The sequence below is a fragment of the Duganella sp. sic0402 genome (assembly GCF_019219065.1).
Taxonomy (GTDB): Bacteria; Pseudomonadota; Gammaproteobacteria; order Burkholderiales; family Burkholderiaceae_D; genus Rugamonas.
The window spans coordinates 1,159,185-1,183,647 of record NZ_JAHUWK010000001.1; the positions used below are offsets into that span (position 1 = coordinate 1,159,185).

At 63.0% G+C, this 24,463-nt stretch carries 29 protein-coding genes; 23 read left to right on the plus strand and 6 right to left on the minus strand.

The window, feature by feature from the left end:
* Window positions 1-79: 79 nt before the first annotated feature.
* From fliD to KW842_RS05055, 11 genes are read left to right on the plus strand one after another with little or no spacing between them, the layout of a single operon-like run.
* Window positions 80-1,513: a flagellar filament capping protein FliD gene (gene fliD / locus KW842_RS05005; RefSeq protein WP_218302950.1), complete on the plus strand. Its 1,434-nt coding sequence runs from the start codon at window positions 80-82 to the stop codon at window positions 1,511-1,513.
* A 37-nt stretch (window positions 1,514-1,550) separates the two neighbouring features.
* Window positions 1,551-1,943 (plus strand): flagellar export chaperone FliS, encoded by a 393-nt coding sequence (fliS, locus tag KW842_RS05010; RefSeq protein WP_218302951.1) that lies wholly within the window; start codon window positions 1,551-1,553, stop codon window positions 1,941-1,943.
* A 31-nt stretch (window positions 1,944-1,974) separates the two neighbouring features.
* Window positions 1,975-2,253 (plus strand): hypothetical protein, encoded by a 279-nt coding sequence (locus tag KW842_RS05015; RefSeq protein WP_229223476.1) that lies wholly within the window; start codon window positions 1,975-1,977, stop codon window positions 2,251-2,253.
* Entirely contained in the window at window positions 2,250-3,734 is a 1,485-nt protein-coding gene (locus KW842_RS05020) for a flagellar hook-length control protein FliK (protein ID WP_218302953.1), read from the plus strand. The genes KW842_RS05015 and KW842_RS05020 overlap by 4 nt, the downstream gene beginning before the upstream one ends.
* 8 nt (window positions 3,735-3,742) lie before the next feature.
* Window positions 3,743-4,225 (plus strand): flagellar basal body-associated FliL family protein, encoded by a 483-nt coding sequence (locus KW842_RS05025; RefSeq protein WP_218302954.1) that lies wholly within the window; start codon window positions 3,743-3,745, stop codon window positions 4,223-4,225.
* Window positions 4,226-4,257: 32 nt separating this feature from the next.
* Window positions 4,258-4,995 (plus strand): RNA polymerase sigma factor FliA, encoded by a 738-nt coding sequence (fliA, locus tag KW842_RS05030; protein WP_218302955.1) that lies wholly within the window; start codon window positions 4,258-4,260, stop codon window positions 4,993-4,995.
* Between the two features lie 59 nt (window positions 4,996-5,054).
* Window positions 5,055-5,972, plus strand: a complete 918-nt coding sequence (motA, locus tag KW842_RS05035; protein ID WP_090178974.1) for a flagellar motor stator protein MotA — start codon at window positions 5,055-5,057, stop codon at window positions 5,970-5,972.
* Window positions 5,899-6,993, plus strand: a complete 1,095-nt coding sequence (locus tag KW842_RS05040) for a flagellar motor protein MotB (protein ID WP_229223477.1) — start codon at window positions 5,899-5,901, stop codon at window positions 6,991-6,993. The genes motA and KW842_RS05040 overlap by 74 nt, the downstream gene beginning before the upstream one ends.
* A 39-nt stretch (window positions 6,994-7,032) precedes the next feature.
* Window positions 7,033-7,305 (plus strand): flagellar biosynthesis anti-sigma factor FlgM, encoded by a 273-nt coding sequence (flgM, locus tag KW842_RS05045; RefSeq protein ID WP_218302956.1) that lies wholly within the window; start codon window positions 7,033-7,035, stop codon window positions 7,303-7,305.
* Window positions 7,302-7,736, plus strand: a complete 435-nt coding sequence (gene flgN, locus KW842_RS05050) for a flagellar export chaperone FlgN (protein WP_373925129.1) — start codon at window positions 7,302-7,304, stop codon at window positions 7,734-7,736. Before flgM ends, flgN begins: the two co-directional genes overlap by 4 nt.
* On the plus strand, window positions 7,723-8,487 hold the full coding sequence (locus tag KW842_RS05055; protein ID WP_218302957.1) for a glucosaminidase domain-containing protein: 765 nt from the start codon (window positions 7,723-7,725) through the stop codon (window positions 8,485-8,487). Before flgN ends, KW842_RS05055 begins: the two co-directional genes overlap by 14 nt.
* Here KW842_RS05055 and flgA read toward each other — a convergent pair.
* Window positions 8,468-9,115 carry a flagellar basal body P-ring formation chaperone FlgA gene (gene flgA / locus KW842_RS05060; RefSeq protein WP_373925130.1) on the minus strand — a complete coding sequence of 216 codons (648 nt, stop codon included), beginning with the start codon at window positions 9,113-9,115 and terminating at the stop codon, window positions 8,468-8,470. The two genes, KW842_RS05055 and flgA, sit on opposite strands and share 20 nt — an antisense overlap.
* A gap of 230 nt (window positions 9,116-9,345) precedes the next feature.
* On the opposite strand from flgA, the gene flgB reads away from it, so the two are divergent.
* From flgB to KW842_RS05120, 12 genes are all read left to right on the plus strand, one after another.
* Window positions 9,346-9,708, plus strand: a complete 363-nt coding sequence (flgB, locus tag KW842_RS05065; protein WP_218302959.1) for a flagellar basal body rod protein FlgB — start codon at window positions 9,346-9,348, stop codon at window positions 9,706-9,708.
* 22 nt (window positions 9,709-9,730) lie between these two features.
* Window positions 9,731-10,153, plus strand: a complete 423-nt coding sequence (gene flgC / locus KW842_RS05070; RefSeq protein WP_218302960.1) for a flagellar basal body rod protein FlgC — start codon at window positions 9,731-9,733, stop codon at window positions 10,151-10,153.
* A gap of 3 nt (window positions 10,154-10,156) precedes the next feature.
* Window positions 10,157-10,837, plus strand: a complete 681-nt coding sequence (locus tag KW842_RS05075) for a flagellar hook capping FlgD N-terminal domain-containing protein (protein WP_218302961.1) — start codon at window positions 10,157-10,159, stop codon at window positions 10,835-10,837.
* A gap of 12 nt (window positions 10,838-10,849) precedes the next feature.
* Window positions 10,850-12,115, plus strand: coding sequence for a flagellar hook protein FlgE (locus tag KW842_RS05080; RefSeq protein WP_218302962.1), 1,266 nt, complete (start codon window positions 10,850-10,852; stop codon window positions 12,113-12,115).
* A 16-nt stretch (window positions 12,116-12,131) separates the two neighbouring features.
* Window positions 12,132-12,863, plus strand: a complete 732-nt coding sequence (locus KW842_RS05085) for a flagellar basal body rod protein FlgF (protein ID WP_218302963.1) — start codon at window positions 12,132-12,134, stop codon at window positions 12,861-12,863.
* Window positions 12,864-12,895: 32 nt separating this feature from the next.
* Complete coding sequence (gene flgG, locus KW842_RS05090) at window positions 12,896-13,687, plus strand: flagellar basal-body rod protein FlgG (RefSeq protein ID WP_218302964.1); 792 nt, start codon at window positions 12,896-12,898, stop codon at window positions 13,685-13,687.
* Complete coding sequence (flgH, locus tag KW842_RS05095; protein ID WP_218302965.1) at window positions 13,687-14,352, plus strand: flagellar basal body L-ring protein FlgH; 666 nt, start codon at window positions 13,687-13,689, stop codon at window positions 14,350-14,352. The genes flgG and flgH overlap by 1 nt, the downstream gene beginning before the upstream one ends.
* A 26-nt stretch (window positions 14,353-14,378) precedes the next feature.
* Window positions 14,379-15,491, plus strand: coding sequence for a flagellar basal body P-ring protein FlgI (locus tag KW842_RS05100; RefSeq protein WP_218302966.1), 1,113 nt, complete (start codon window positions 14,379-14,381; stop codon window positions 15,489-15,491).
* 8 nt (window positions 15,492-15,499) lie between these two features.
* Window positions 15,500-15,952, plus strand: a complete 453-nt coding sequence (locus KW842_RS05105; RefSeq protein WP_218302967.1) for a rod-binding protein — start codon at window positions 15,500-15,502, stop codon at window positions 15,950-15,952.
* 93 nt (window positions 15,953-16,045) lie between these two features.
* Entirely contained in the window at window positions 16,046-17,452 is a 1,407-nt protein-coding gene (gene flgK / locus KW842_RS05110; RefSeq protein WP_218302968.1) for a flagellar hook-associated protein FlgK, read from the plus strand.
* 12 nt (window positions 17,453-17,464) lie between these two features.
* Entirely contained in the window at window positions 17,465-18,364 is a 900-nt protein-coding gene (gene flgL, locus KW842_RS05115; protein ID WP_218302969.1) for a flagellar hook-associated protein FlgL, read from the plus strand.
* A gap of 20 nt (window positions 18,365-18,384) precedes the next feature.
* Window positions 18,385-19,437, plus strand: a complete 1,053-nt coding sequence (locus tag KW842_RS05120) for a hypothetical protein (RefSeq protein WP_218302970.1) — start codon at window positions 18,385-18,387, stop codon at window positions 19,435-19,437.
* Window positions 19,438-19,443: 6 nt separating this feature from the next.
* Here KW842_RS05120 and KW842_RS05125 read toward each other — a convergent pair whose 3' ends face one another.
* Genes KW842_RS05125 through KW842_RS05145 form a run of 5 tightly spaced genes read right to left on the minus strand, consistent with a single transcriptional unit; the run spans window position 19,444 to window position 24,282 of the window.
* Window positions 19,444-21,570 carry a bifunctional diguanylate cyclase/phosphodiesterase gene (locus KW842_RS05125; protein ID WP_218302971.1) on the minus strand — a complete coding sequence of 709 codons (2,127 nt, stop codon included), beginning with the start codon at window positions 21,568-21,570 and terminating at the stop codon, window positions 19,444-19,446.
* A gap of 60 nt (window positions 21,571-21,630) precedes the next feature.
* On the minus strand, window positions 21,631-22,293 hold the full coding sequence (locus KW842_RS05130; protein ID WP_218302972.1) for an amino acid ABC transporter permease: 663 nt from the start codon (window positions 22,291-22,293) through the stop codon (window positions 21,631-21,633).
* A 3-nt stretch (window positions 22,294-22,296) separates the two neighbouring features.
* Entirely contained in the window at window positions 22,297-23,082 is a 786-nt protein-coding gene (locus KW842_RS05135) for a transporter substrate-binding domain-containing protein (RefSeq protein WP_218302973.1), read from the minus strand.
* Window positions 23,083-23,105: 23 nt separating this feature from the next.
* Entirely contained in the window at window positions 23,106-23,516 is a 411-nt protein-coding gene (locus KW842_RS05140; protein ID WP_218302974.1) for a hypothetical protein, read from the minus strand.
* A gap of 46 nt (window positions 23,517-23,562) precedes the next feature.
* On the minus strand, window positions 23,563-24,282 hold the full coding sequence (locus KW842_RS05145) for a DUF882 domain-containing protein (protein ID WP_229223478.1): 720 nt from the start codon (window positions 24,280-24,282) through the stop codon (window positions 23,563-23,565).
* Window positions 24,283-24,463 lie beyond the last annotated feature (181 nt).

A 24,463-nucleotide genomic window follows, 5' to 3' on the forward strand; every position in this document is an offset into this window, starting at 1 on the left:
AGAAATATTTTCATACGGAAACGATTAAGGTCGCCCTATAACAGGGTACACTTCATTCATCCTTTCCAGGAGCTCGAACATGGCAGTTATCACCGCCCCAACTTATGATCCACAAACTACCGCCGAGGGTCTGGCGAATAGCTATGTGGCGTCGGCCAAGGCCATCCTCGACAAGCAGAGCAGCGATGCCACCGCCAAGGCGACCGGACTGACCAAGCTGGGCTCGGCGCTGAGCGCTTTCCAGACGGCGCTGGCAGGTATGTCCAACAGCACGACCACGGTGACCTCGACCAAGGCGGCTTTCAGCAACACCGCGATCGGCAGTGGCACCGCCACCGCTAGCGCACAGGCGGGCAGCTATGCGTTCTACGTCCAGCAACTGGCCACCGCTGGCCAGGTCGGCTACACCATTCCCGACAATATTGGCGCCAGCGCCGGCAGCATGAAGATCGCGCTGGGTCCGGCCGGCCCGGACCAGCAGTTCATTGACGTCGACCTGAGCAGCGCCAATACCGACGGCAACAGCGTGCTGAGCGCCAAGGAACTGGCGGCCGCCATCAATGCCTCCAGCGACAACAATGGGCAGCTCACCGCCTCGGTGATGACCCTCAACGGCGACACCCGTCTGGTGCTGACCTCCACCCAGACTGGCAAAGCCAACGCGGTCACCGCGATCGACACCAGCGGCCTCGTCAACAGCGACCTGGAAGACGCGCTGGCAGCCGGCCGGCAAAAAACCATGACCGAGGCCAATAACGCCATCGTGCTGGCGGGCGGCAAGAACAGTGGCACGCCAATCGAGCAGGCCTCGAATACCTTCAGCATCATCGACGGCGTCAAGTTCACTATCACCCAGGCGCAAGGCGCCAATGACGCCGATGTCAACCTGACGGTCGGCGCCGACAACGCCGGCACCGCCGCCAACGTGCAGAAATTCGTCGACGCCTACAACACCCTACAGGGCGTGATCAAAACCCTGACCGCAGCCGGCGATCACACGCTGACCTCGGCCACCGGCAGCGCCACCACCTCGCCAGACGCGGCGTTCTACAACGACTCCGGCCTGCTGAGCCTGCGCGACCGCCTGAACGGCATTCTGCGCGATGCTTCCGGCGGCCAGTCGCTGATCAGCTATGGCATCAGCGCTACCAAGGACGGCACGCTGAAGCTGGACTCTGCCCGCCTGAACAAGGCGATCGCCGCCAATCCGGAAGGTCTGGACAAGCTGTTCGGCCGCACCGGCATCGGCGTCGATAGCGGTGTGCTCGGTGCGATGAACAAGCTAACCACGCTGTGGACCAGCAGCGCTGGCGGCCTGATCACCCAACGCCGGGATCAAAACACCAAGCTGCAAAGCGACCTGACGACCCGCCAGGCCACTGTGCAGACTCAGTTCGACAACGCCTACAAGCGCTACCTGGCGCAGTTCACCGCGCTACAGCAACTGCAATCCAGCATGACCAGCACCTCGAATATGTTCACGGCGATGTTCTCGTCGAACAGCGACAGCTGAAGCCTTAACCAGTAATTTTTTGACCGTACGGTGATTTATGATGAACCACGAAGCTTATAGCAGTTACCACGCCACCAATCTCGACGCACAGGTCACCCGCGCGTCGCCGATTGAGCTGGTGCTGGTGCTCACCGACGGCCTGCTTGAAGAGCTGGCGCGCGCGCGCGGCCACATCGAAGGCAAGCGCTATGAGCTGAAGGCCAAAAGCCTGAACAAATGTACCGATATCATCAACGGTCTGTCGAGTTCGCTCGACTTCGACAACGGCGGCGAGGTGGTGGCAAACCTCGGCCGCCTGTATGATTATTGCGCCGGGCGCCTGTACACGGCCGGCGTCAGCCTGGACCCGGCCATCATTGACGAGGTCACCAGCCTGTTGACCACCATTAAAAAAGGATGGCTGGGCGTGCAGGCGAAAACCAATGGATAGGCAGCGCACCCTGCTGCAAATGGCGCAGAAAATGAGCGCCGCCATCGCTTCCCAGGACTGGAAGACGCTGGCGGCGATTAATACGTTAATGGGTACCGCGCTGCCGCAGATGGCGGCCCAGGGTAAATGGAGCAGCGCCGAGCTGGCCGCCCTGTCAGCGCTGCGCCAGATGCATAATGAAGCAGTCAAGCGCTGCAACCAGGCGACCGATGAACTCGGCCGCAAGCTGCACGAGATACAGGCCAACAGAGAGGGCTTTGTCGCTTACGCCCTCGAAAGTGAAACAGCAGAAAACGGAATCCAAGCATGACCATGACACTCTCCAGCGCAACCGCAGCGGCCAAGGCCGCGCAAGCCGAACTGACCGCCCCGGTGGCCGCCAATGCCAATACCGCCACCACGCCGGCCACCGCCAGCGGTGCCAGGAACACGTCCGCCAACAGCAAGCCGTCCGGCGGCAACGGCAACAGCGCTAACAGTGCAAACACTGCCGGCAAGACCGCCGCCGGCGCCCAGCCTGGCCAGAAGCCAGCTGGCCAAAAACAAGCTGCCAACGGCGCAAGCCAGCCAGCCGAGCGCGCCAGTACCGCTGCAACTGCGGCCGCCGCGCAAGCCACACAGAGCGCCGCCACTAGCGCACCGGCCGCGGCCGCCCCGCTGTTCGCCCAGTTGCTGAACCTGGCGGATGTGGCCGCTCCCGCCAGCGACGACAGCAGCACCGACAGCCAGGCCGGCAGCGATGACGCCACCGGTTCCGGCAGCGCCGCCGCCAGCGACGTGCTGCCTGCCATGATTACCTCGATGCTGAACGTGGCGCCGCCAGCGCCGGCAGCGCCAGCCGCCGAAGGTGAAGCCGCGCGCACCGACGCTGTCAGTGCCGTCTCCAGCCTGAACGCCAGCGCCACCCGCCTCAACCTCGCCGCCGTCGGCGTGGCTGTCAATCCGGCCGCCCAGGCAGCCGACGATGCCGCCAACGCTGCTGCTTCCGCCGCCGCCAAACTGAACGCCACGCAGGTAAGCGCGCCGCAAACCGTGGCCGCCAACAGCGCCGCGCTGGCCGCAGTCGCCACCCGCCAGAGCGAAACCGAGACGCCAGTAGCTGCACCTGCGCCTGCCGCCGATAGCGAGATTACCCTGCCGACGCAGTTCAGCGTGGCGCAAAAGCCGCAGCCAACGCCTGACGCCGCAGCCAACACCGCCCAAACTGCAGCAACCGTCCGCAGCGCGCTGCCAAGCGCCGCGCAGACGGCCGCCGGCAACACCGCCGACGACGGCAACAGCCTGACCACCACCGCTCCGCTGGCCACGGTCAGCGTCGCGCAGACCGCCGCACCTGCCAGCGGCCAGGCCGCCGCCACCGTCAAGCTGGCCGGCACGCCGGAGCAATGGCAGCAGCCGCTGCGCGAAGCGTTGGGCGATCGTCTGCAGCTGCAGCTGCAACGCAATAACGATCACGCGGTCATCCGCCTGGAACCGCCGAATATGGGCGCGATCGAAATCTCGATCCGCCACAGCGCCGGCTCGCTGCAGGTCAATCTGTCGGCCAGCAATAGCGAAGTGGTGCGCCAGCTCAACACCATCAGCGACGGCGTGCGCCAGGACCTGTCCAGCCGCCAGTTCGCCGATGTTTCCGTCAGCGTCTCCTCGTCGCGCGCTCAGGCCCAGGCCGACCAGGGCCAGGGTGGCCAGGGTCGCCCCGGCCAGCAGCGCGGCCAGGATGACGGCCGTACGCCAGGCCGCGCGCTGTCGGAAGACGACAGCGCCGCCACCTTTGCCATGACCGGGGAGTAATCTGTTAAATGAAGAATATGAAAGTCATCATTGCCTTTGTGCTGGTCGCCGTGGTCGGTGCCGCAGTCGCCGGGGGAGCGGTCTGGTATATGTCCAAGGGCGGCGAGGAGCACGCCGAGGAAAGCAAGGACAGCAAGAAAAAGCCGAAAAAAGAAGAGAAGAAATCCGAGCTGCCGCCTAAGTACCTGACCGTGGACAAGGTGGTGGTGATGCTCAAGCATCAGCCGGAAGAGAATGTCACGCACTATCTGTCGGCCGACCTGGTGGTCGCCACCGATGCCAAGCGCGAGAAGGAAACCAAGGAAAACCTGCCGATGCTGCGCAGTGTCGCCGTGAAAACCTTGTCCAACCTGCCGATGGCCAGCGCGCGCGTGATGACCATCGACCAGTTTGCCGCAGAACTGAACAAGGCCTTCGACCATGCATTCGAACAGGAAGGCCGCGAAAAGCCGTTTGACGAAGTCATGATAGGCAAACTCATCGTCGAGTAGGCCAAGGCAGCATGAACAAAAGTGGAGCGGGCATGGGATACGTAGAAGAATTCGCAGACACTTATGCCGAGAGCTACGGTGAGCACGGCGCTGTGCCGGCCATGCACAGCGTGGCCGACGAGCAAAAGCATCTGCTGGCGTATGCGCCGCTGGTCAAGCGCATCGTGCGCCAGCTCAATTCGCAGATCGCCGGCGCCATCGACCGCGACGACATGGAACAGATCGGCCTGATGGGCCTGCTGGAAGCGCTGCGCCGCTACGGCGAGCCGGACAACGCCTTCGGCAGCTATGCCAGCCTGCGCATCCGCGGCGCCATCCTCGACGAGCTGCGCCGCCAGGACTGGCGTCCGCGCGCGGTGCGCCAGCAAAGCCACAAGCTGCGCGATGCGGTGCGCGCCCTCACCCGCAAGCTGGGCCATGAACCGAGCGAACAGGAAATCATGAGCGGCCTGCAACTGACGCCGGAAGCTTACCAGGCTTATTTGATGGATGAGAACGCCGAGCTGATCGCCAGTTTCGACGACATCCTGCAGGAAAGTGTCAGCAACGACAGCGCACCCAGCCCGGAAGATCAGCTGGTGGTGCGGCGTAGCCTGGAACAGGCGCTGCGCGGGCTGGACGAGCGCGAACAGCGGGTGGTGCAGATGTATTACGAGTTCGAGCTGAGCTACAAGGAAATCGCCGCCGTGCTGGACCTGACTGACGCCCGTGTCTGTCAGCTCAACAAGGCAGCGCTGAACAAAATGAAAGCAGTACTGCAAAACGCCTGAGCCAAAACAGGCGCGTGGCACCCAGGGAATAGAAAAATGACGCGGAAAGGCGAATCATCATGCAGCAAATAGTCGGTCTTCTCATAGTTTTAGGTAGCGTCTTCGGCGGCTTCTTCATGATGGGCGGCGCATTCCATCAGATCTGGCAGCCGATCGAGCTGATCGTCATTGCCGGCGCCGGCCTGGGCGCGCTGGTCATCGGCAACCCAAGCCATGTGCTGAAGGAGATGATGACGCAGATTAAAAAGATCATCACCAAGAAGAAATACGACTCCGAATTCCAGCGTCAGCTGCTGCTGCTGATGTATGAACTGCTGCAACTGGCGGCCGGCGGCCTGAAGGCGCTGGACGCCCACGTCGAAGCGCCGAAGGACAGCCCGCTGTTCCAGCGCTATCCGCGCGTGCTGGAAGAGCCGAAACTGCTGGCCTTCATCGTCGACAATTTCCGCCTGATGGCGATGGGCAAGATCAACGCGCACGAGCTGGAAGGCGTGCTGGAGCAGGAACTGGAAGCCATCCACACCGAGCTGGAACAGCCGGCCAAGTCGCTCGGCAAGATCGGCGAGGCGATGCCGGGCTTCGGCATTCTGGCCGCCGTGCTGGGCATCGTGATCACCATGAATACCGTGAACGAAGGCGCGACCTCGGGCGAGATCGCCGAGCACGTCGGCGCGGCCATGGTCGGTACGTTTATCGGTATTTTCTTCTGCTACGGCCTGATCGACCCGCTGTGCAATATGATGAAACAGCTCATCAATTCGGAAGCCTCGAACAAGGAAACCGTCAAGGTGGTGCTGGTCACGCACGTGGCCGGCAAACCGCCGCTGCTGGCAATCGACGCCGGCCGCCGCCTGGTGGCGCTGAACATCAAGCCAAGCTTCGCCCAGCTGGAACGCTGGATCAATGACCTGGAAGGCCGCGACAGCGCGCCAGCCGATGACTCGCGTCGTGGAGGCCGTGGTGCTAAAGCCGCATGACAAGGCGCATGACCAGACCATCGTCAAGCGCGGTGGCGGCAAGCACAAGCACGATGACCACGGCGGCGCCTGGAAGGTAGCCTTCGCCGATTTCTGTCTCGCGCTGATGTGTTTGTTCCTGGTGCTGTGGCTGATGGCGGCGCGTAACACCGAATCGCTGGAACAGATCCTGACCGAGGCCGACGGCGCCAAGACCGACCAGGGCAAGGGCGTGATGCCCGAGCAGGTCGGCGGCCCGCGCGGCAGCCTGATCGACCGCTTCCCGATGCCGCACTTCGGCAATACCGAAGCCGAAGGCAAGCAGAAATCCAAGGCGGAAACCACGGACGAAGCGACCAAGGAAGCGGCCGAGGAAACGCCGACCGCGCCTGCCGCCAAGGTCAAATACGACAGCCCGGCCGACCTGGAAGCGCTGTCGCGCGCACTGACGCGGATGAGCGCCGAATTCGGCCTGACCTCCAATCTGGAAGCGGTAATTACCCCTTACGGCCTGCGCGTGATGATGCACGACACCGACCGTCAGGGCATGTTCGTGCGCGGTAGCGCCGTGCCGACCGACAAGTTCCGCGCGCTGCTGCGCAAGATGGGCCCGCTGTTCAAGCAGATGGAAAACCAGATGCTGATCGTCGGCCACACCGATTCGCTGCAATACGCCGACACCAGCTACGCCGCCTTCTCCAACTGGACGCTGTCGGCCAACCGCGCCATGTCGGCCCGCTCGCAATTGCTGGCCGGTTCGATGAATCCGGAATCGGTGCTGCAAGTGGTGGGCATGGCCGACCGCGCGCCGCTGGACGTGAAGCGCGCCGACGCCGGCATCAACCGCCGCATCGAACTGCTGATACTGACCACCGCGCAAGCCAAGACCATCGCCGCGATGTTCGGCATGCCGGAAAACAGCACTGCGCTGATCCACGATGTGGACACCGCATTGCCGGACGCGACACTGCTGCAAAAACTGCGCAACCAGCTCAACGGCCAGGCTGAGACCCCGTTACGCGACCCGCGCCGCAACAAATAAGACTGACGTATGGAAACCAAGCCAACAAGAGGTAGCCGCATGAGAATCCCGACATCGACCCCGGACGGTCTGGCCGTCCAGCGCGTGGCCGACAGCGCCCCGGTGGACGCTCCTGACGCCATCGTCGCGCCAACGCCGGCGCCGCTGCAATCGGCGGTGATGCAGCCAGCGCTGCAAGCCATGCGCGACATGCCGGAAATCGACCAGGAAAAAGTCGACCAGCTGCGCGACGCGCTGGCCAAGGGCGAGCTGCCCTTCGATCCTGCCAAGCTGGCCGGTCTGATCCAGCGTTTCCACGGGAGTGAGCAGTGAATATCAGCAGCATGAGCCGACAGGACGCGATGCGTCTGCTGCTGGCTGGCATCGCCGCCGACCTGCAAGCCTATGCGCAGCTACAGCAGGCGCTGCAACAGCAATTTGAAGCGGCGCTGCGCCACAAATCCAGCGAACTGGCCGCTGCCGCCGACGCTATCAGCGCGCTAGTTGACGCAATGGAGCAACGCCGCGCCGAGCGCGTGGCGCTGGTACAACGTTTAGTTGGTGAAACTGGCAATATGGCACAAGCATTCGCCTTGCTGAAAAATACTGCGCGAGAGAAAATGGAAGCGGACTGGTCATTGCTGGAGCAAGCAGTGACCGAGTGCAAGCGCCTCAGCAAGCGCAATGGCGATTTACTGGCTGAGCAATACACCATCATGCAGCGCGTGCTGCATGGCGAGGAGCAAATTTATGCGCCAGCTTAGCGGCATGCAAGCGACCGCACCCACTGCCGCCACTGTTTCCAATATCACCGCCAGCCGCCCTACCGCGGCCACTGGCGGTTTTGCGCCTGCGGGCGCCTTCAACAGCGCATTCCAGCAGGTACAGGCCGACGTGGCCAGCTATATCAGCCACGGCGATGGCGGCTTCCGCCAGGACGCCGTGCCCTCTTCCCAGGCCATGAGCTTGCAGGCGATGGCGCTGCGCAACCGCGCCGCCGGCAGCATCGCTGAAGAAGGCAGCGGTGCAGACAGCGACACCCAGCAGCAATTCCTGGCCGCGATCAAACCCTGGGCGCAGGAAACTGCGGACAAGCTGGGTATTTCGCCAGCGCTGGTGGCGGCGCACGCCGCGCTGGAATCCGGCTGGGGCAAGCAGCCACTGAAGAACGGCGCCGCCAACGCCAACAACCTGTTCGGCATCAAGGCCGGCAGCGGCTGGCAGGGCGATGTGGCCGTCGCCAGCACCACCGAATATGAACATGGCGCCATGCTGAGGAAGACCGAGCGCTTCCGCAGCTATCCCGACACCGCCAGCGCCTTCCGCGACTATGCCGATCTGCTGACCAGCAATCCGCGCTACGCGGCGGCCCTCAACACCGGCAGCGATGCCCGCGCCTTCGCCAGCGGACTGGCCAGGGCAGGCTATGCCACAGATCCAAATTATGCAGACAAGCTGAGCAAGGTAGCCGCGCAACTGCAGCGCAGCCTCAGCCCTACTCCCGCGGAGAAATAGCAGTGACCGGCAGCGTGACAGGTTCCACCGTCGCCGCGCCTGTCACCCTGGCGCGTATCACCGTACCATTCGAATTACGCACCCGCACCGTATCGCCACGGCCGCCCGCATCCAATGCATCGCCCGCCATGGTCACCTCGATCTGCTCATGGCGCGCGACGATGCGCACCGGCTCGCCGCGCTTGACCAGCGTCGGCGACATCAGCAAATTCTTGCGCAGTATCTCGCCGGCGCGCAATGTGCGCTTACCGCTCATGCCAACCGCGTCCTGCGGATCGGCAATACTGTCGCTGATCGACGAGATATCGTGGCGCTCCAGCAACAGATCTTCGTCTGCCAGAACTTTCCCTGCCGCCAAGTCACTTGCCATTACCGCAATCCGTGCCGATACTTGCGCGCGCACGATGAACTCATATCGCCAGCCATTGTTGCCGGCGCAAACGGCGACGAAACGCATGCGGCTCGGCAGCCGCGTATCCGCGCCCTGCGCCGTGACTGGCCCGCTGCAAGCCGTCAACGGCCGGGCTCCCGGCACCACGCTGATGGAAAATTGCGGCTCGCTGAGGCCGGCGCCAGCGACCCAGCGCTCGACGTGCTTGCGCGCCGCAGCCTCGACAATCGACGGCACCTGCTCGGCCGCGACTGGCGCACCAGCAGAAAATGCCGAAGAAAATGGAATGCAACATAGCAACATTCCGGCCGAAACAGTTACAATAGATTTGTTGAACATGAGCAATACCTCTACTATGATGCCGGAGATGGTCGCGCGGGAAGCGCTCGGCCGTCATTCTACATGGCAGGTAGCTGTTGTAGCTGATGAAAACGTGTTTTACTGCAACGTCCACACAGGGGAAGATTATGGGCATTAACTTCAAAGATGCGGCAGGGCTACACGGTGACGCGCTGGCGTTACGCGCTGAACGCACGCGCATCCTGGCGGCCAACATCGCCAACGAAAATACGCCCGGCTTCCAGGCGCAGGATATGGACTTCAGTGCCGCGATGGCAAACCAGCAGGCGCTGGACCAGGGCGACCTGGGCGATGGCGGCGACAGCGCGCGCATGTACCGCGTGCCCTTCCACCCTACCCGCGACGGTAACACCGTCGAGATCGGCGTCGAACAGGCAGCCTTCTCGCAAAACGCCACCGACTTCCAGACCAGCCTGACCTTCGCCAATATGAAGTTCAAAGGCCTGGCCAAAGCCATTGCCGGCCAATAAGCCGCCGACAGGAGCGTAGTTTATGTCCTTTAAGAATATTTCCGAGATCGCCGGTTCGGCCATGGCTGCCCAGACCGTGCGTCTCAACACCATCGCCAGTAACCTGGCCAATGCCGACTCGGTGGCCGCCACCGAGGGCGACACCTACCGCGCGCGCAAGCCGGTGTTCGCCACCGTGATGAGCGACAGCCCACAGGGCATGAACAGCGCCGGCGGCAAGGTGCAGGTGCTGGACGTGGTCGAGTCGGCCGAGCCGCTGCGCCAGGTCTACGAGCCAGGCAACCCGATGGCGAATGCCGAAGGCATGGTGTTCTACCCCAACGTCAACCAGGTGGCCGAGATGACCGACATGATGGCCGCTTCGCGCGCCTTCGAAACCAATGTCGAAGTCCTCGGCCGCATCCGCGGAATGCAACAATCCCTCCTCAAACTCGGCGAAGGCTAAGTCATGGCAGTCAGTCTCCTCAACAACGGCAACACCAATACGGCGGCCACCAGCGGCACCAGCATCACCGGCAATAGCGCCAGTGAAGCGTCGGATATGTTCACCAAACTGCTGGTGGCGCAGATCCGCAACCAGGACCCGCTGTCGCCAACCGATCCGGCACAATTCGTCCAGCAGCTGACCCAGCTGTCGCAAACGGAAACGCTGCAGAACCTGTCCAACCTGACCAGCGCCAATTCCAGCATCCTGCAAAGCATGCAGGTGCTGTCGCTGGGCCAGCAGGTCGGCTCGAACGTCATGGCGGAAACCGAGACCGTCAAGCTGGACGGCAAAACCGCCGTCGAGGGCCAGATCACGCTGGAAGCCTCCAGCAGCGCCACCAAGCTGGTGCTGACCGGCGCCGACGGCGTCGAGCACAGCATCAACCTGGGCGTGCAAGCACCGGGCACGGTGCCGTTCACCATCGACCCGGCCAAGCTGGGCCTGGAAGAAGGCAGCTATACGATGAAGGTGACCACCAGCAGCGGCACCACGCCGACCATCGATATCCAGGGCCGCCTGAACAGCGTGCGCCTGAGCGCCACCGGCAGCGTGGTGCTGAACGTTGCCAACGTCGGCGAGACCTCCACCGCCGCTATTACCGCATTCAACGGTCCTGCGACCGCCACGCAATCTACTCTTTAAGGAAGATCCATCATGAGTTTTGATATCGCATTGTCGGGCATCCAGGCCATCAACGAATCGCTGGACGTTACCAGCCACAACATCGCCAACGCCGGTACCTATGGCTACAAGGCCAACCGCGCCAACTTCGCCACGCTGGTGGCAGGCAACCAGATGAACGGCGTGCAAGTCGGTTCGGTCACCCAGAACATCGGCCTGTCGGGCGGCATCCTGAACACCGGCCGCTCGCTGGACGCGTCGATCAGCGGCCGCGGCTTCTTCGTCACCCGCGCCAGCGACAACTCGCTGCAATACACCCGCGTCGGCATCTTCGACACCTCGCTTGACGGCTACCTGGTGGACGCTTCCGGCCGCAAAGTGCAAGGCCGCGCGATGACGCCGCCAAGCACCGAACTGGGCGCCGAGGGCGACCTGAAAATCCCGAACGGCGCGATTCCTGCCCAGGTGACCACCGCCGCCAGCTACATCGGCAACCTGTCGTCCGACTGGAAGGTCGTCGCCGGTTTCCCTGGTGCCGCACCGATCACCCCGGACACCCCGCCAGATGCTGACACCTACAATATGTCCAAGGTCACCAATCTGTACGACACGCTGGGCAAGCAGCACTCGCTGACCCAGTACTTCAGCCTGACCGCACCAGGCGTGGTCACCGTCAACTACGCGCTGGACGGCAATGCGGTTGGCGATCCGAAGGTACTGAACTTCGACACCAGCACCGGCCAGCTGATCCCGGACGATCCTGCCGTTCCAAAGATCACCACCCTGATCGACCTGGCAGCTGTGGACACCACCGACCCTAATGCATGGCCGAACTTCGTCAGCGGCTCCAAAATGGCGGCCGTGACGCTGGACTACACCGGCACCACCTTCTTCTCGGGTGAGCCATCGACCGCCACCAACACCCCGACCGACGGCTATTCGGCTGGCACCTTCTCTGGCGTTTCGCTGGGCAATGACGGTTCGGTGATCGCCAAGTACAGCAACGGCCTGACCCAAACGGTCGGCAAAGTGGTGCTGGCGACCTTCGCCAACGAAGGCGGCCTGACCCAGGTCAGCGACACCAGCTGGATCGCCTCCAACGAATCGGGCGTGGCCAATACCGACGTGGCCGGCGTCGGCATCAACGGCAAGATCAATGTCAGCACGCTGGAACAGTCCAACGTCGACATCACCTCGGAACTGGTCGGCCTGATGACCTCGCAGCGCAACTACCAGGCCAACTCGAAGGTCATCCAGACCGAGAGCACCATGTTGCAATCGCTGATGCAGGCTATTTAATATCGAAGGCTGACACATGGATGCGCTGATTTTCACCGCTATGAGCGGGGCCGAACGGGCCCTGCGTGGCCAGCAGGTACACGCCAACAACCTGGCCAACGCCGACACCAATGGCTTCCGCGCCAATATGGAGCAGTCGTCGGCGCAGGCGGTCAACGGCTACGGCTACGACGACCGCCACCTGTCGCAAATGCAGGCCAACAGCGTCTCGACCAAGCCGGGCGTAATGAAAGGCACCGGCCGCGACCTGGACGTAGCGGTCGCCGGCAACGGCTTCCTGACGGTGCAGACCGCCGCCGGCGGCGAAGCCTACACCCGCGCCGGCGCCATGGTGCTGGATGAAAACGGCACGCTGCGCGTCAACGGCAATGTGGTGCTGGGCGAAGGCGGTCCGATCACGCTGCCCGAGTACACCCGCATCGAAATCGGCAACGACGGCACCATCTCGATCCAGGCGCCAGGCACCACCACCATGCAGACCATCGACAAGCTGCGCCTGGTGAAAGCCGAAGCCTCCGAGCTGACCAAGAACGAAGCCGGGCTGATCGTCGCCCGCGACGGCAATCCGCTGCCGACCGACCCGACCGTGGTGCTGCGCGCCGGCCATTTGGAAGGCAGCAATGTCTCGGCGGTCGAGGAAATGGTCGCGGTGATGAGTCTCAACCGTACTTTTGAAATCCAGATGAAGCTGTTCTCGTCGACTGACTCGATGGTTCAAGCCGGCAACCGCCTCGTCAGCGGTAACTAACCTAGCGTACCTCATTCCACCAGGGAGAAATCATGAATCCAGCAATGTGGATCAGCAAGACCGGCGTGCAGGCGCAGGACCAGAAACTGCAAACCATCGCCAACAACCTCGCCAATGCCAACACCGTCGGCTTCAAACGCGACCGCGTGGTGTTCGAAGACCTGTTCTACTCGGTGGAAGCGCAGCCGGGCGCGCAGCGCGCCGACAACAACACCCTGGCGCCGTCCGGCGTGCAGCTGGGTAACGGCGTGCACATGGTCGGCACCCAGAAGGTGTTCACCCAGGGCATCCTGCAAACCACCAGCCGCGAGCTGGACATCTCGGTGATGGGCAACGGCTTCCTGTCGGTGCGCCAGCCTGACGGCACCACCGCCTACACCCGCGCCGGCCAGTTGCAGGTCGACGCCAATGGCATCCTGGTCAACGCCGGCGGCCTGCCGCTGATCCCGCAGATCACCGTGCCGGCCAACGCCACCGCGCTGTCGATCGGCGAAGATGGCACCGTCTCCGCCAAGGTGGCCGACAACGTCGCGCCGCAGCAGCTGGGCCAGCTGACGCTGACCTCCTTCATCAATCCGACCGGCCTGCTGGCCCTGGGCGAAAACCTGTTTGCCGAAACCCCGTCGAGCGGCACCCCGACCGAAGGCCAGCCAGGCACCGCGCAATGGGGCAAGATCAAGCAAGGCACGCTGGAAGGCTCGAACGTGCAAGTGGTGGAAGAAATGGTCGACATGATCGCCGCCCAGCGCACCTACGAGATGAACACCAAGGTGCTGTCGGCAGCCGACAATATGCTGCAATACCTGTCGCAGGCAGCACGCTGATGAAAAAAGCCGTCACCGCCCTGCTCGCGACCGTGTCGCTGGCCGGCTGCTCCGTATTGCAGCCGCCGGCGGTGCGTCCCGGCCCGTCCGACGAACCGCCGGCCGTCAACCGCACTGCCCAGCCGCGCGGCGTCTCGGGCGGCGTGTTCAGCCCGGACCTGGGGCTGTCGCTGACCTCGGACAGCCGCGCCTTCCGCGTCGGCGACATCGTTACCATCATCCTGCAGGAAACCACGCAGGCCAGCAAGAAAGCCGGCACCAGCTTCTCGAAAGAATCGGCCGATAATATCAACGCGCCTAACCTGCTCGGCAAGACTTTCCCGAAAGCCAGCCTGGGCCTGGGCGCATCCAACACCTTCACCGGCGACTCCACCAGCACCCAGCAAAACGCACTGAGCGGCGCGATTACCGTGATCGTGCAGGAAGTGCTGCCGAACGGCCTGCTGCGCGTCTCCGGCGAGAAGACCCTGACACTGAACAACGGCGAAGAATTCGTGCGCCTGCGCGGCTACCTGCGCGCGGCCGATATCGACGCCGACAATCAGGTGTCATCGCAACGCATCGCCAATGCGCGCATCGCCTATTCGGCGCAAGGCACGCTGGCCGACGTACAACAGCCAGGCTGGCTGACGCGTTTCTTCGCCGGCCCGCTGATGCCGTTCTGAGTTTTACTTGAAAGACGGGTGACCCCATGAAATTCCGCAAGCTTATCGCCTTGTCGCTGACCCTGAGCCTCACCGTGGGCGCCACGCTGCCAGTGCAAGCCGCGCAGGCGCTGCGCAACCTGGTTGCCATCGAAGGCGTGCGCGACAATCCGCTGGTCGGCTACGGCCTGGTGGTCGGCCTGAACGGCAGCGGCGACTCGACCCAGGTCAAGTTCTCCAGCCAGTCGGTAATTAATATGCTGAAGCAGTTTGGCGTCAAGGTGCCGGACGGCACGGACGCCAAATCCAAGAACGTCGCCACCGTGATGGTGTCGGCGGTGTTCCCGCCCGGCTACCGCAAAGGCCAGTCGATCGACGTGGTGGTTTCGTCCATGGGCGACGCCAAGAGCTTGCGCGGCGGCGCCCTGCTGCTGACTCCGCTGCGCGCGGCCGACGGCGAAACCTACGCACTGGCGCAAGGCAATGTGGTGGTGGGCGGTTACAGCGCCCAAGGCAAGTCCGGCTCGTCGATTACCGTCAACACGCCTACCTCCGGCCGTATTCCAAGCGGCGCGAATATCGAACGCGAAATCCCGACCGACTTCAACAGCAAGCCGACGGTGCGTCTGTCGCTGCGCCATCCGCACTTCCAGACCGCGATCAATATCGTCGACTCGATCAACAAGCGCTTTGGCGACATCGCCACCGCCAGCGACGCTACCAGCGTCGATGTGGTCGCGCCGAACAATCCGACCCAGCGCGTGGCCTTCATGGCCAAGCTGGAATCGATGAGCGTGGATGTCGGCGAAGACGCGCCGAAAGTGGTGTTCAACTCGCGCACCGGCACCGTGGTGATTGCTGAAGGCCTGCGCGTGCGCGCCGCCGCCGTCACCCACGGCTCGCTGAAGGTGGTGATTTCCGAATCGACCAAGGTCAGCCAGCCAAACGCGCTGGCCGGCGGCTCGACGGTCGCCTCGCCGCAATCCCAGGTCAGTGCCGACCAGGGGCCGGCGCAGATGTTCAACTGGCCGGCCGGCGCCAAGCTGCAAACCATCATTGACGTGGTCAACAGCCTGGGCGCGACGCCCGACGACATCATGGCCATCCTGCAAGCCCTCGACCAGGCCGGCGCCATCGAAGGCGAACTGGTCGTTATTTGAGGAATCCCATGAGCTACGACAACGCCCAGTTTTCCACCGCCCGCCTGCTTGCCAACGGCACCGCCGGCCAACTGAGTCCGAACGCAGTGGCGCCACTGCCGGCACAGGCCGGCGACACGGTTGATCCAGCCTACCGCGCCAAAGCCACCGAGGCGGCAGTCAAGTTTGAAAGTTTCTTCATCGGCAAGATGCTCCACCAGATGCGCGACGGCACCCGCGCCTTCGCCGCCGACGACAGCCCGAACAAGAGCCGCATCAACGACGATATGCTGGACATGGCCGACAACCTGGTGGCCGACCAGCTGGCCAATCGCCGCGCGTTTGGCGTGGCCGATGCGATCCTGCGCCAGTTGCTACCACAGCCGTCGCAGCAAGCATTGCCGCAAGCACAAGCTGCGCCGACAGGCAATGTTGCCGACTCGCAAAATTTAAACAGCAAAACGCTTAATCAGCAGCAATAAATGGTCGCCCATTACTGATATCGGACCGGTGGGCGCCAGCCCTGTCGCAGCGCACCACGGGCCCTTCGGACTTCACCAGGAAAGACCCGCACCATGACCATTTCGTACAACGCACTGTCTGGCGCCCTGGCCGCCCAGGCTGCCCTGAACACCGTCAGTCAAAATATTGCCAACGTGCAGACCAAGGGCTACACCCGCCAGGGTGCACTGCTGCAGGCCGTGGCCACTGACGCCGGCAATCTGTCGCCGGGCAATGGCGTGCAAGTGGGCTCCCTGCTGCGTTTCAGCGATTCCTACAAGCTGCAACAGATGTGGCGCTCGAATTCGGAAATGGGCTACCGCGAGCAGGTGCAGCCTTATCTGACGCAAATGGAAACCGTGATGAGCGGCAGCAAGTCCAGCATCAGTTATGGCATCGACAACTTCTTCAAGGCGCTCAACGCGGCCGGCGTCGACCCGACCTCCAGCCCGTTGCGCCAACAGGTGATCACCGCCGCCGACTCGATGGCGCAGCAGTTCAACTCGATTTATAGCGTCACCGCCAATCAGGTGATCTCGGTACAGCAACAGCAGACCGCGATCCTGCCGTCGCTGAATGAATCGCTGGCCAGCATTGCCTCGCTGAACAAGCAAATCGTCTCGGTCGGTTCCAGCGGCACCAACACCTCGGCGCTGATGGACCAGCGCGAGCAGCTGATCGACACCGTCTCGCGCCAGGTCGGCGTGGAAGTGGTCAGCAATCCCGACGGCAGCGTCAATGTCTCCTTGAAGAGCGGCCAGCCGCTGGTGGTCGGCTTTGGCTCATCGACGCTGAACTTCGCCAACAAGAGCGTGCCGAATCCGGATGATCCAGCCGGCGACCCGATCACCGTGCCGGTGCTGATGCTGAACTATCAGAACACCAAGTTCCCGCTGGACGAGACCGCCGTCGGCGGCCAGCTGGGCGGCCTGGGCAACTACAAGACCAACACCCTGCTGCCGCTGCAGACCTCGATCCGCGAGATCGCCCAGCAGATGACCGAAAAGATCAATACCGTGCTGGGCAACGGGAGCAAGAGCGATGGCTCGCCGGGCGAGGACCTGCTGGTGTTCACCCCGACCAGCGCCACCGGCCTGCTGGGTATCAAGGAAGGCTTCAAGACCACCGACCTGGCCTTCTCCAGCGATGGCACGCCGGGCGACAGTGGCAATCTGCAAGACCTGGTGGCGATCAAGGGCCAGAAAATCACCCTGACTTCGCTGGGCGAGGTGCTGCTGGGCGATGCCGACACCCAGCTGGTCGGCAAGCTGGGCATCGACAGCCAGCAAAACAAGGCACAGCTGGCGACCGCTACCACCATCCGCTCGCAAGCCGAGGATGACTGGAAGTCGACCAGCGCCGTCAACGGGGACGAAGAAGCCATCAATCTGATGGAGTTCCAGAATATGTACCAAGCGAACATGAAGGTCATCGCCGTGGCCAACACGCTGTTCGACGCCACGCTGTCCATGTTCGGTTAAGGAGTAGAAAAGATGCGTATCGCCACCAGCCAATTCCAGGCCACCATGACCCGCAGCCTGTCGCTCAATCAGGACGCGCTGGCGTCGCTGACCGCGCGCATGGCCAGCGGCAACAAAATTCAGGTGCCTTCGGACGATCCGGTCACTTCTGTGCGCCTGTCGCGCCTGGACCGCGAGGAAGCGATTGTCGGCCAGTACCGCGACAATATCGCCGCCATCAAGATCCGCCTGGCCAGCAACGAGACCTATATGCAAAGTATGGTCAACGACATCACCCAGAGCCACGACCTGCTGGTCTGGGCCTCCGACGCCAGCAATACGCCGGACGACTTGAAGTCGATGGTGACCAGCATGACTTCGCTGCGCGACAGCCTGTTCTACTCGGCCAACCAGAAGGACCAGGAAGGCCGCTACATCTTTTCCGGCACGCTGACCGACACCCCTGCCATTAAATTCGATGAGAACGGCGATCCGCGCTACACTTTCGAGGGCAACACCAATGAGCAGAAATCGGTGGTCGGCAACGGCATCACGCAAACCGTCAACGTTGACGTGAAAGGCCTGGAAGACCTGCTGAACATGATGGACCGCACCATTAACGCGCTGTCCAACCAGGGGGCGCCGGGCATCGATTTGCAAGCCACGCTGAAAGAAAACATGGAAGGCGCCATGGCCACGCTGGACCTGATGGCCGGCAAGATCGCCAGCTTCGGCGGCGCACAAAATGTCATGGCCACGCTGGACGGCAATCACGCCAGCGTCAGCCTGTCGAACAAGACCGCGATCATCGATCTGGGCTCGCTGGACATGGCCGAGGCCGCGACCGAACTGAGCGGCTACAATAACGCACTGCAGGCTTCGTACAAGGCTTACGCGAAGATCAGCAATCTGTCCCTGTTCAACGTCCTGTAATTATTTAGTCCGGTCAGCGTATGCAAATCACGTCCACCTCCACGCCGCAAGTCATTGTTCCTGGCTCACAGGCCGGCAATGCGGGCAATGCCGCTGCCGTGGACGGCACCTCGCTGGGCCTGAACGGCGAAAACGCCGCCACCGCCACGCCGGTCACGCCGACGCACAATGCAGCCGCCCCGCTGCGCCGTGGACTGAGCAACTGGGACCAGCCGCTGCAGGGCGATATTTCCGGTGCCCAGCAAGCGCTCGACTTCCTCGAACAAAGCGCGGCCCAGCTACGCAATCTGAAGGCTGACCTGAGCAGCCGCCTGGCCAACCGCCAGCGCGCCGACGGCGCGCTGGAAGCGCGCGTGCGCCAGTTCAGCAACAGCTGGCGCAACCGCAGCGGCGCCTCCGGCGGCACGCTGGACGCGCAGCTGCAATACAACGCCAAGGGCAGCAACACCACCTTCACCGTGCGCGGCATGAACCTGGCCAATCTGCGCAGCGGCGCGCGCGAAGTGGTGGCGGTGTCGGTCGGCGGCGGACAGAATGTGCGCTCGGTGGTGCTGGAACCCGGCCTGAGCGACGCCCAGATCGCACAACGCTTCGACGAGGCGCTGTCGCCGGCTGGCGTGCGCACCCGCATCAATGACGATGGCCAGCTGGAGTTTTCCACGCCGGAGTCGCAATGGACCAATGTACGCGACACCATCGCCGTGCAAGGCGGCGGCATCCGCTTCCCTACCGGCCAGCTGAACCGCGTCAAGGCTGAGGCAGCAAGCGCACAAGTGGAACCAGACACCTGGCAAGTCACTGACGCGGAATCGATCCGTTCCACGCTGGCCCAGGTGGTTGGTGCGCTGGCCAAGGTGGAACAGTCGATTGCTTCGGTGCGCCAGGCGCTGGCGCAGGTGGCGGCGCGCGTGCAAAACGCGGCGCCGGCCGAAAGCGGTGGTGGCATGGCGCAAGTGGCGCAGAATTTTGTCAGCACCACCAAGCAGCCCGGCTACCAGTCGCTGCTGTCGATCACGTCGGCGCTGGCCGGCATCAGCCGCGACCGCGTGCTGTCGCTGCTCAGCCTGCGTTAACTCCCTTCAATGCAGCAGTTGCAGGCCGCGCCGCGCCAGCGCGCCGAACTCGTCTGCCGGTAGCGCACCGGCAAACACATAGCCCTGGGCGTAGTCGCAGTCCATCATCACCAGCAAGCCGCTTTGGGTGGCTGTTTCCACGCCCTCGGCCACCACCCGCAACCCCAGCTTGTGCGCCATCACGATCAGCGCCTCGCAGATCGCCAGGTCGCCGCTGTCCGACGCCAGATGCTGAATCAGGCTATGATCCAGCTTGAGCTGGTCAATGCCGCAATGCTTGAGGTGCGACAGCGAGGCATAGCCAGCGCCGAAATTGTCCAACGCCACCTGCAACCCCATCTCGCGCAGCTCCCGCAAGCGCTCGGTGGTGCGGGCGGCGCCGTCCAGCAAGGCGCTTTCGCTAATTTCCAGCATGATGCTACGTGGTGGCAGCCCCAGGCTGGCTGCATGCCGCAGCCACTCGACATACATCGCGGTATCGCCGCGCAGTTGCGCCAGCGACTGGTTGACGCTGACCTGAAAACCGGCGCCCAATTCGTCTTGCCAGTGCCTGGCCTGGGCCGAAGCCTGGCGGAACACCCAGTCGCCGATCTCCAGCATCAGGCCGCCGGATTCCGCATAGGGCAGGAACGCGGCCGGCGCCAGCAAGCCGCGCTGTGGATGGCGCCAGCGCAACAGCGCCTCGGCCCGCTCGATCTTGCCGCTGCGCAGGTTGACGATGGGCTGATAGTGCAGCTCGAACTGGCGCTGCTGCAGCGCGCAACGCAAGTCCAGCGTCATCTGCTGGCGCAGCTGTGCCGCCAGTTGCAGGTCGTCGGTGAAATAGCTGTAGCGGTTGCCACCGCCCTGCCTGGCGGCGTGCATCGCCTGGCCAGCATTGCCCAGCAAGGCGTCCGCGTCTGCTGCGTCGTCCGGATACAACGCGATACCGATGCTGGCCGACATTGCCGCCTGTGCCGTCCCCAGCGTAAATGGACGGTTCAGCATCGCCAGCAAATTCTGCACGATGCGGTCGATGCTGCTCACCTGCTCCAGCCCGCACAGAATCACGCAGAACGCATCCCCGTCCAGCCGCGCCACGGCGTCCGAAGTACGCACGCACAAGCCAATCCGGCGCGCCGCCTCCACCAATAGCGCGTCGCCCTGCTGGCGCCCGAGCGTGTCGCTGACTTCCCTGACCCCATCCAGGCCGATGCACAGCAGCGCCAGCGGCGCCTCCTCGCGGCGACTCCTCTTCATTTCCTGGGCCACCCGCTCCAGCAGCATGTGGCGGTTGGGCAGCGTGGTCAGCGCATCGAAATTGGCCTGCTGCCAGATCAGCTTCTCGGTGGCGCGGCTGGTAGTGATGTCGCTGACCAGCGCCAGCGCACCGCGATAGGCGCCGCTGGCGTCGAAGAGCGGATTGATGGCCAGTGTCGCCCACAGTCCGCTGCCGTCCTTGCGCAAAAACTTGAATTCGTGGCGCTCAGCCTGGCCCTGCTGATGGCGTGCGATATTGCGTTCGAGGATGGCGCGGCCCTCCTCGTCCATGAAGGCCACCAGCGGCTGCCCCAGCATTTCCTCGATGGCGTAGCCGAGCATCTGCGCCATCCGCGGATTGACAAAGCTGGTGCGGGCAGTGGCGTCAATTTCCCAAACGCCCTCGGCGGCGTTATGGACGATGTGGCGAAAGCGCTCCTCACTGCGTTCCAGCGCGGCCAGCTTGCCCTCAGCCGGCTCCAGCAGCACACGCACGGCCTGCCCACTGCTATCGAGGCTGGCACACAGCGACACCGGCACGCCTTGCGGGCCAAGACCGCGCGGCGCCAGCAGTTGCAGATTGCAATGCTCGGGCTGGCCGCTGCTGATGGCACGGCGCAGGAAGCGGTCGAAATCCCCGTGGAAGCGCGGCGCGATAAACTCGCGCAAGGCAGCGCGTTCGGGATTGGCGCGCGGCAGGGCCAGCAGGTCGGCACCCACCACATTCATCTGCAAGATGGTGGCATCGAAGGACAGGACGAAATAGCCAACCGGCGCCAACAGGTAGAGCGCGTTGAAATACGCTGGCGCAGGCTCGCCATCCAGGGTGGCATATGGCGCCGCGTGCCCGGCAAAGGCTGGCAAACCTGGCAATTCGGGAACTATCGTATCCATACTCCCCTCTTTTGATGTTTTTATAATAACACCTGAAAAAGGGGATGTCGAGTACGGCAGCTAGCGTGGATGGTGGGCGCGATTCAACCGTTGTTCCGCGCGCCGTTGCAAGGCTTCAAACAGCAGACTGAGCAGCCAGTAGATGGCGGCGGCCGCCAGGTACAGCGGCAAAGGCTGGAAGGTGGTGGCGATGACTTCCTTGGTCGACAGCATCAACTCGGTCAAGGTAATAACCGACACCAGCGAGGTATCTTTGATCAGGCTGATCAGCGTATTGCTCATCGCTGGCACCGCTACCCGCAGCGCCTGTGGCAGCACCACGTAGTACAGCGTGTTCCAATAGCCCAGGCCCAGGCTATAGCTGGCAGCCCACTGTCCCTTGCTGACCGCGCCGATCGCACCGCGCAGGCTTTCCGACAAAAAAGCGCCGGAGTTCAGGCTCAGCGCCAGGATGCCGGCCGTCACCGGCGAGAATTCAATGCCTACGCTGGGCAGGCCATAATAAATGACGAACATCTGCACCAGCAGCGGCGTGCCGCGCATCAGGCTGACATACACATGGGCCGGCCACGCCAGCAGCCGGTACGGCAGCATGCGCAGCACCGCCACCGGGAAGCCGATCAGCAAGCCGCCCAGCATGGCCGCCAGCGCAAACAGCACCGTATAGCCGGCGCCGCGCAGCATCACCGGCGCGGCCTCGTGCAACAGCTGCAGCCATTCCATCGCTTACGGCGCCTTGCTGACGTCGACGCCAAACCACTTCAGCGAAATCGCCTTCAGGCTGCCGTCGGCGGCAGCCTCGGCCAGCGCCTGGTTGAGCGCCTGCTTGAAGGCCGGATTGCCCTTCTTGAACGGAATCCCCATGCGCTCGACCGCGCCAACGCGGGCGCCGGCCTTGATCGGCAGTTTGGAAATCTTCAGCAGATAGGCCGACATCAGGCTATCGTTGAGCGCCGCGTCGATACGGCCGGCTGCCAGGTCAGCCATGGTTTCCGGCGCCGCCGCATAGCTGCGTATCCCGACGCCCGGCACGGCTTTGGCCTGCTGCTCATACACGCTGCCCTGCCCCACGCCCAGCCTCTTGCCTTTCAGGTCGGCCAGCGTTGTGTAGACGGCGCTGTCGTTGTTGCGCACAATCAGCTGCGGCATCGAATAGATATACGGCTGGGAAAAGTCGAACGCCTGCTCACGCTTGGGATTGATGCCCACCTGCGAAATGATCACATCGTATTTGTTGGCGGCCAGCCCGGCCAGGATGCTGGCCCACTCGCTGCTGACGAACTCCACTTTGACGCCCAGCCGGGTAGCCAGCAGTTTGGCGACATCGACATCGTAGCCGGCCAACTCGCCATTCTTTTCCTTGTAATTGAAGGGCGGATAAGTGCCTTCCAGCGCCACCTTCAGCGTACCGCGCGCCTTGACCGTGGTAAGCAGATCGGCGGCGGCCGCCGGCGCGGCAGCAGTGACCAGGCAGCATGCGGCCAGCGCCAGCATAAATTCACGTTTGAACATGGAATTCCTTTAATGGCGGGCGCTTACCAGGCGCCCATGCGACGACGCAAGCCAAAGTGATGGCCCACGACCAGGATGGAACTGGCGATCAGGCCGCTCAGTCCTATCATCAACTGTACCAGCTTATCATCCGGCAGCACCCACATGCGCCCCGGCGGCGCTTCGTTCACGCGCGCGGCCGCCATGATCAGCGGCGCCACCCATTCCGCCTCTTCGGTCACATCGAGCACCAGATGGCCGTCCTGCGTGGTCTGCAGATAAATCTCGCCGCCCTCGGCCAGCGTGAAGCAGACGCCGTAGCCGGTTTCGTGCTTACCGATATGCTGTTGCAGCGCCTGGTTATATTCCTCGATCCACAGCTCGACATCGGCCGGCGTTTCCAAATGGCTCCAAGGCACCGGCCGAAAGCGTGGCGGCTCGTTATTGTCTTGCATATTATTCCTGAAGCGTTAGCAAGCCGCCAGTGTAGCCGATCCGGGGTCAACCCTTCCAGGTGCGCTGCAAGCCGGTGTCGGCGTGTATCCAGCCGCCCTTCGGTCCGGAGCGGTAATAGAAACCGACACCGCCCTGGCGGAAGCTCTTGACCAGTCCGCCCAGAACTTCGGCATTCAGGTTGGCGAGGCGGATATCCGCCGCCCGCCCCACCATGTGCAGCGACTGCCGCGCCGCCGGCACGCCCGCCTCGCGCAACTTGGCGTTGGACGCCGGAGTGCGGTAACCGGACAGGATTTCCACCGGCGAGTCGATGCCGTAACGCTGTACAAACGCCTGCGTGCCCCACAGCGTTTCAAATAGCTTGGGGTCGATATTGCGGGTTTCGTTGCCGCCGTTGACGTCGCGCATCAGATGACACAAGTCCTGGTAGGCCGAATCGATGATCTCGCCATCACGCCAGTACAGCAGCTTGGCGCGTTCCTTGCTGGCCGGGCGTATCACTTCGATGGTACGCGGGCGCAGCCAGAACTCCAGGTCCAGCGCCTGGGCGTCGAAAATATCGGGCGGCGGTTCCATCATGCTACTGCCGGATGGCGCCGACTGCTCCGACGCACGCGCCATCTGCTTGACGGGCTTGGGCGTGGACGTGGTGATATTGCTATGCCGCACCGGCGCACTGGAAGCGCAGCCGATCAGTGGCACAGACAAGAAACTGGCGGCGGTCAGTCCGACGCCCCGCTGAATGAAATCTCTGCGCGATGCCATAGGCTATCCATGAAAAGCAATGTTGACACTATAGCCCATGCAGAGGGAAGTACAAACAGGCTTAACTTACGCTTAAGAAATGATACAGCTGCGTGAGTGACTCAAATATTGCGTATCAGAAACTAAAGATGCCACATAGTTATACGAATTATTGATGGCTGGCATTCGAACAATAAAGTAG

Excerpts from the sequence above, each read along its gene's own strand:
- fliA (WP_218302955.1), top strand. The coding sequence starts at position 4,258 with ATGGGATACGTAGAAGAATTCGCAGACACTTATGCCGAGAGCTACGGT.
- KW842_RS05025 (WP_218302954.1), top strand. The coding sequence starts at position 3,743 with ATGAAGAATATGAAAGTCATCATTGCCTTTGTGCTGGTCGCCGTGGTC.
- flgM (WP_218302956.1), top strand. The coding sequence starts at position 7,033 with ATGAGAATCCCGACATCGACCCCGGACGGTCTGGCCGTCCAGCGCGTG.
- KW842_RS05130 (WP_218302972.1), bottom strand. The coding sequence starts at position 22,293 with ATGGAATGGCTGCAGCTGTTGCACGAGGCCGCGCCGGTGATGCTGCGC.
- motA (WP_090178974.1), top strand. The coding sequence starts at position 5,055 with ATGCAGCAAATAGTCGGTCTTCTCATAGTTTTAGGTAGCGTCTTCGGC.
- KW842_RS05105 (WP_218302967.1), top strand. The coding sequence starts at position 15,500 with ATGAGCTACGACAACGCCCAGTTTTCCACCGCCCGCCTGCTTGCCAAC.
- KW842_RS05080 (WP_218302962.1), top strand. The coding sequence starts at position 10,850 with ATGAGTTTTGATATCGCATTGTCGGGCATCCAGGCCATCAACGAATCG.
- KW842_RS05085 (WP_218302963.1), top strand. The coding sequence starts at position 12,132 with ATGGATGCGCTGATTTTCACCGCTATGAGCGGGGCCGAACGGGCCCTG.
- KW842_RS05140 (WP_218302974.1), bottom strand. The coding sequence starts at position 23,516 with ATGCAAGACAATAACGAGCCGCCACGCTTTCGGCCGGTGCCTTGGAGC.
- flgL (WP_218302969.1), top strand. The coding sequence starts at position 17,465 with ATGCGTATCGCCACCAGCCAATTCCAGGCCACCATGACCCGCAGCCTG.
- flgB (WP_218302959.1), top strand. The coding sequence starts at position 9,346 with ATGGGCATTAACTTCAAAGATGCGGCAGGGCTACACGGTGACGCGCTG.
- fliS (WP_218302951.1), top strand. The coding sequence starts at position 1,551 with ATGATGAACCACGAAGCTTATAGCAGTTACCACGCCACCAATCTCGAC.
- KW842_RS05100 (WP_218302966.1), top strand. The coding sequence starts at position 14,379 with ATGAAATTCCGCAAGCTTATCGCCTTGTCGCTGACCCTGAGCCTCACC.
- flgC (WP_218302960.1), top strand. The coding sequence starts at position 9,731 with ATGTCCTTTAAGAATATTTCCGAGATCGCCGGTTCGGCCATGGCTGCC.
- KW842_RS05055 (WP_218302957.1), top strand. The coding sequence starts at position 7,723 with ATGCGCCAGCTTAGCGGCATGCAAGCGACCGCACCCACTGCCGCCACT.
- KW842_RS05015 (WP_229223476.1), top strand. The coding sequence starts at position 1,975 with ATGAGCGCCGCCATCGCTTCCCAGGACTGGAAGACGCTGGCGGCGATT.
- KW842_RS05125 (WP_218302971.1), bottom strand. The coding sequence starts at position 21,570 with ATGGATACGATAGTTCCCGAATTGCCAGGTTTGCCAGCCTTTGCCGGG.
- KW842_RS05120 (WP_218302970.1), top strand. The coding sequence starts at position 18,385 with ATGCAAATCACGTCCACCTCCACGCCGCAAGTCATTGTTCCTGGCTCA.
- flgH (WP_218302965.1), top strand. The coding sequence starts at position 13,687 with ATGAAAAAAGCCGTCACCGCCCTGCTCGCGACCGTGTCGCTGGCCGGC.
- flgG (WP_218302964.1), top strand. The coding sequence starts at position 12,896 with ATGAATCCAGCAATGTGGATCAGCAAGACCGGCGTGCAGGCGCAGGAC.
- KW842_RS05145 (WP_229223478.1), bottom strand. The coding sequence starts at position 24,282 with ATGGCATCGCGCAGAGATTTCATTCAGCGGGGCGTCGGACTGACCGCC.
- KW842_RS05020 (WP_218302953.1), top strand. The coding sequence starts at position 2,250 with ATGACCATGACACTCTCCAGCGCAACCGCAGCGGCCAAGGCCGCGCAA.
- KW842_RS05135 (WP_218302973.1), bottom strand. The coding sequence starts at position 23,082 with ATGTTCAAACGTGAATTTATGCTGGCGCTGGCCGCATGCTGCCTGGTC.
- KW842_RS05075 (WP_218302961.1), top strand. The coding sequence starts at position 10,157 with ATGGCAGTCAGTCTCCTCAACAACGGCAACACCAATACGGCGGCCACC.
- fliD (WP_218302950.1), top strand. The coding sequence starts at position 80 with ATGGCAGTTATCACCGCCCCAACTTATGATCCACAAACTACCGCCGAG.
- flgK (WP_218302968.1), top strand. The coding sequence starts at position 16,046 with ATGACCATTTCGTACAACGCACTGTCTGGCGCCCTGGCCGCCCAGGCT.
- KW842_RS05040 (WP_229223477.1), top strand. The coding sequence starts at position 5,899 with ATGACCTGGAAGGCCGCGACAGCGCGCCAGCCGATGACTCGCGTCGTG.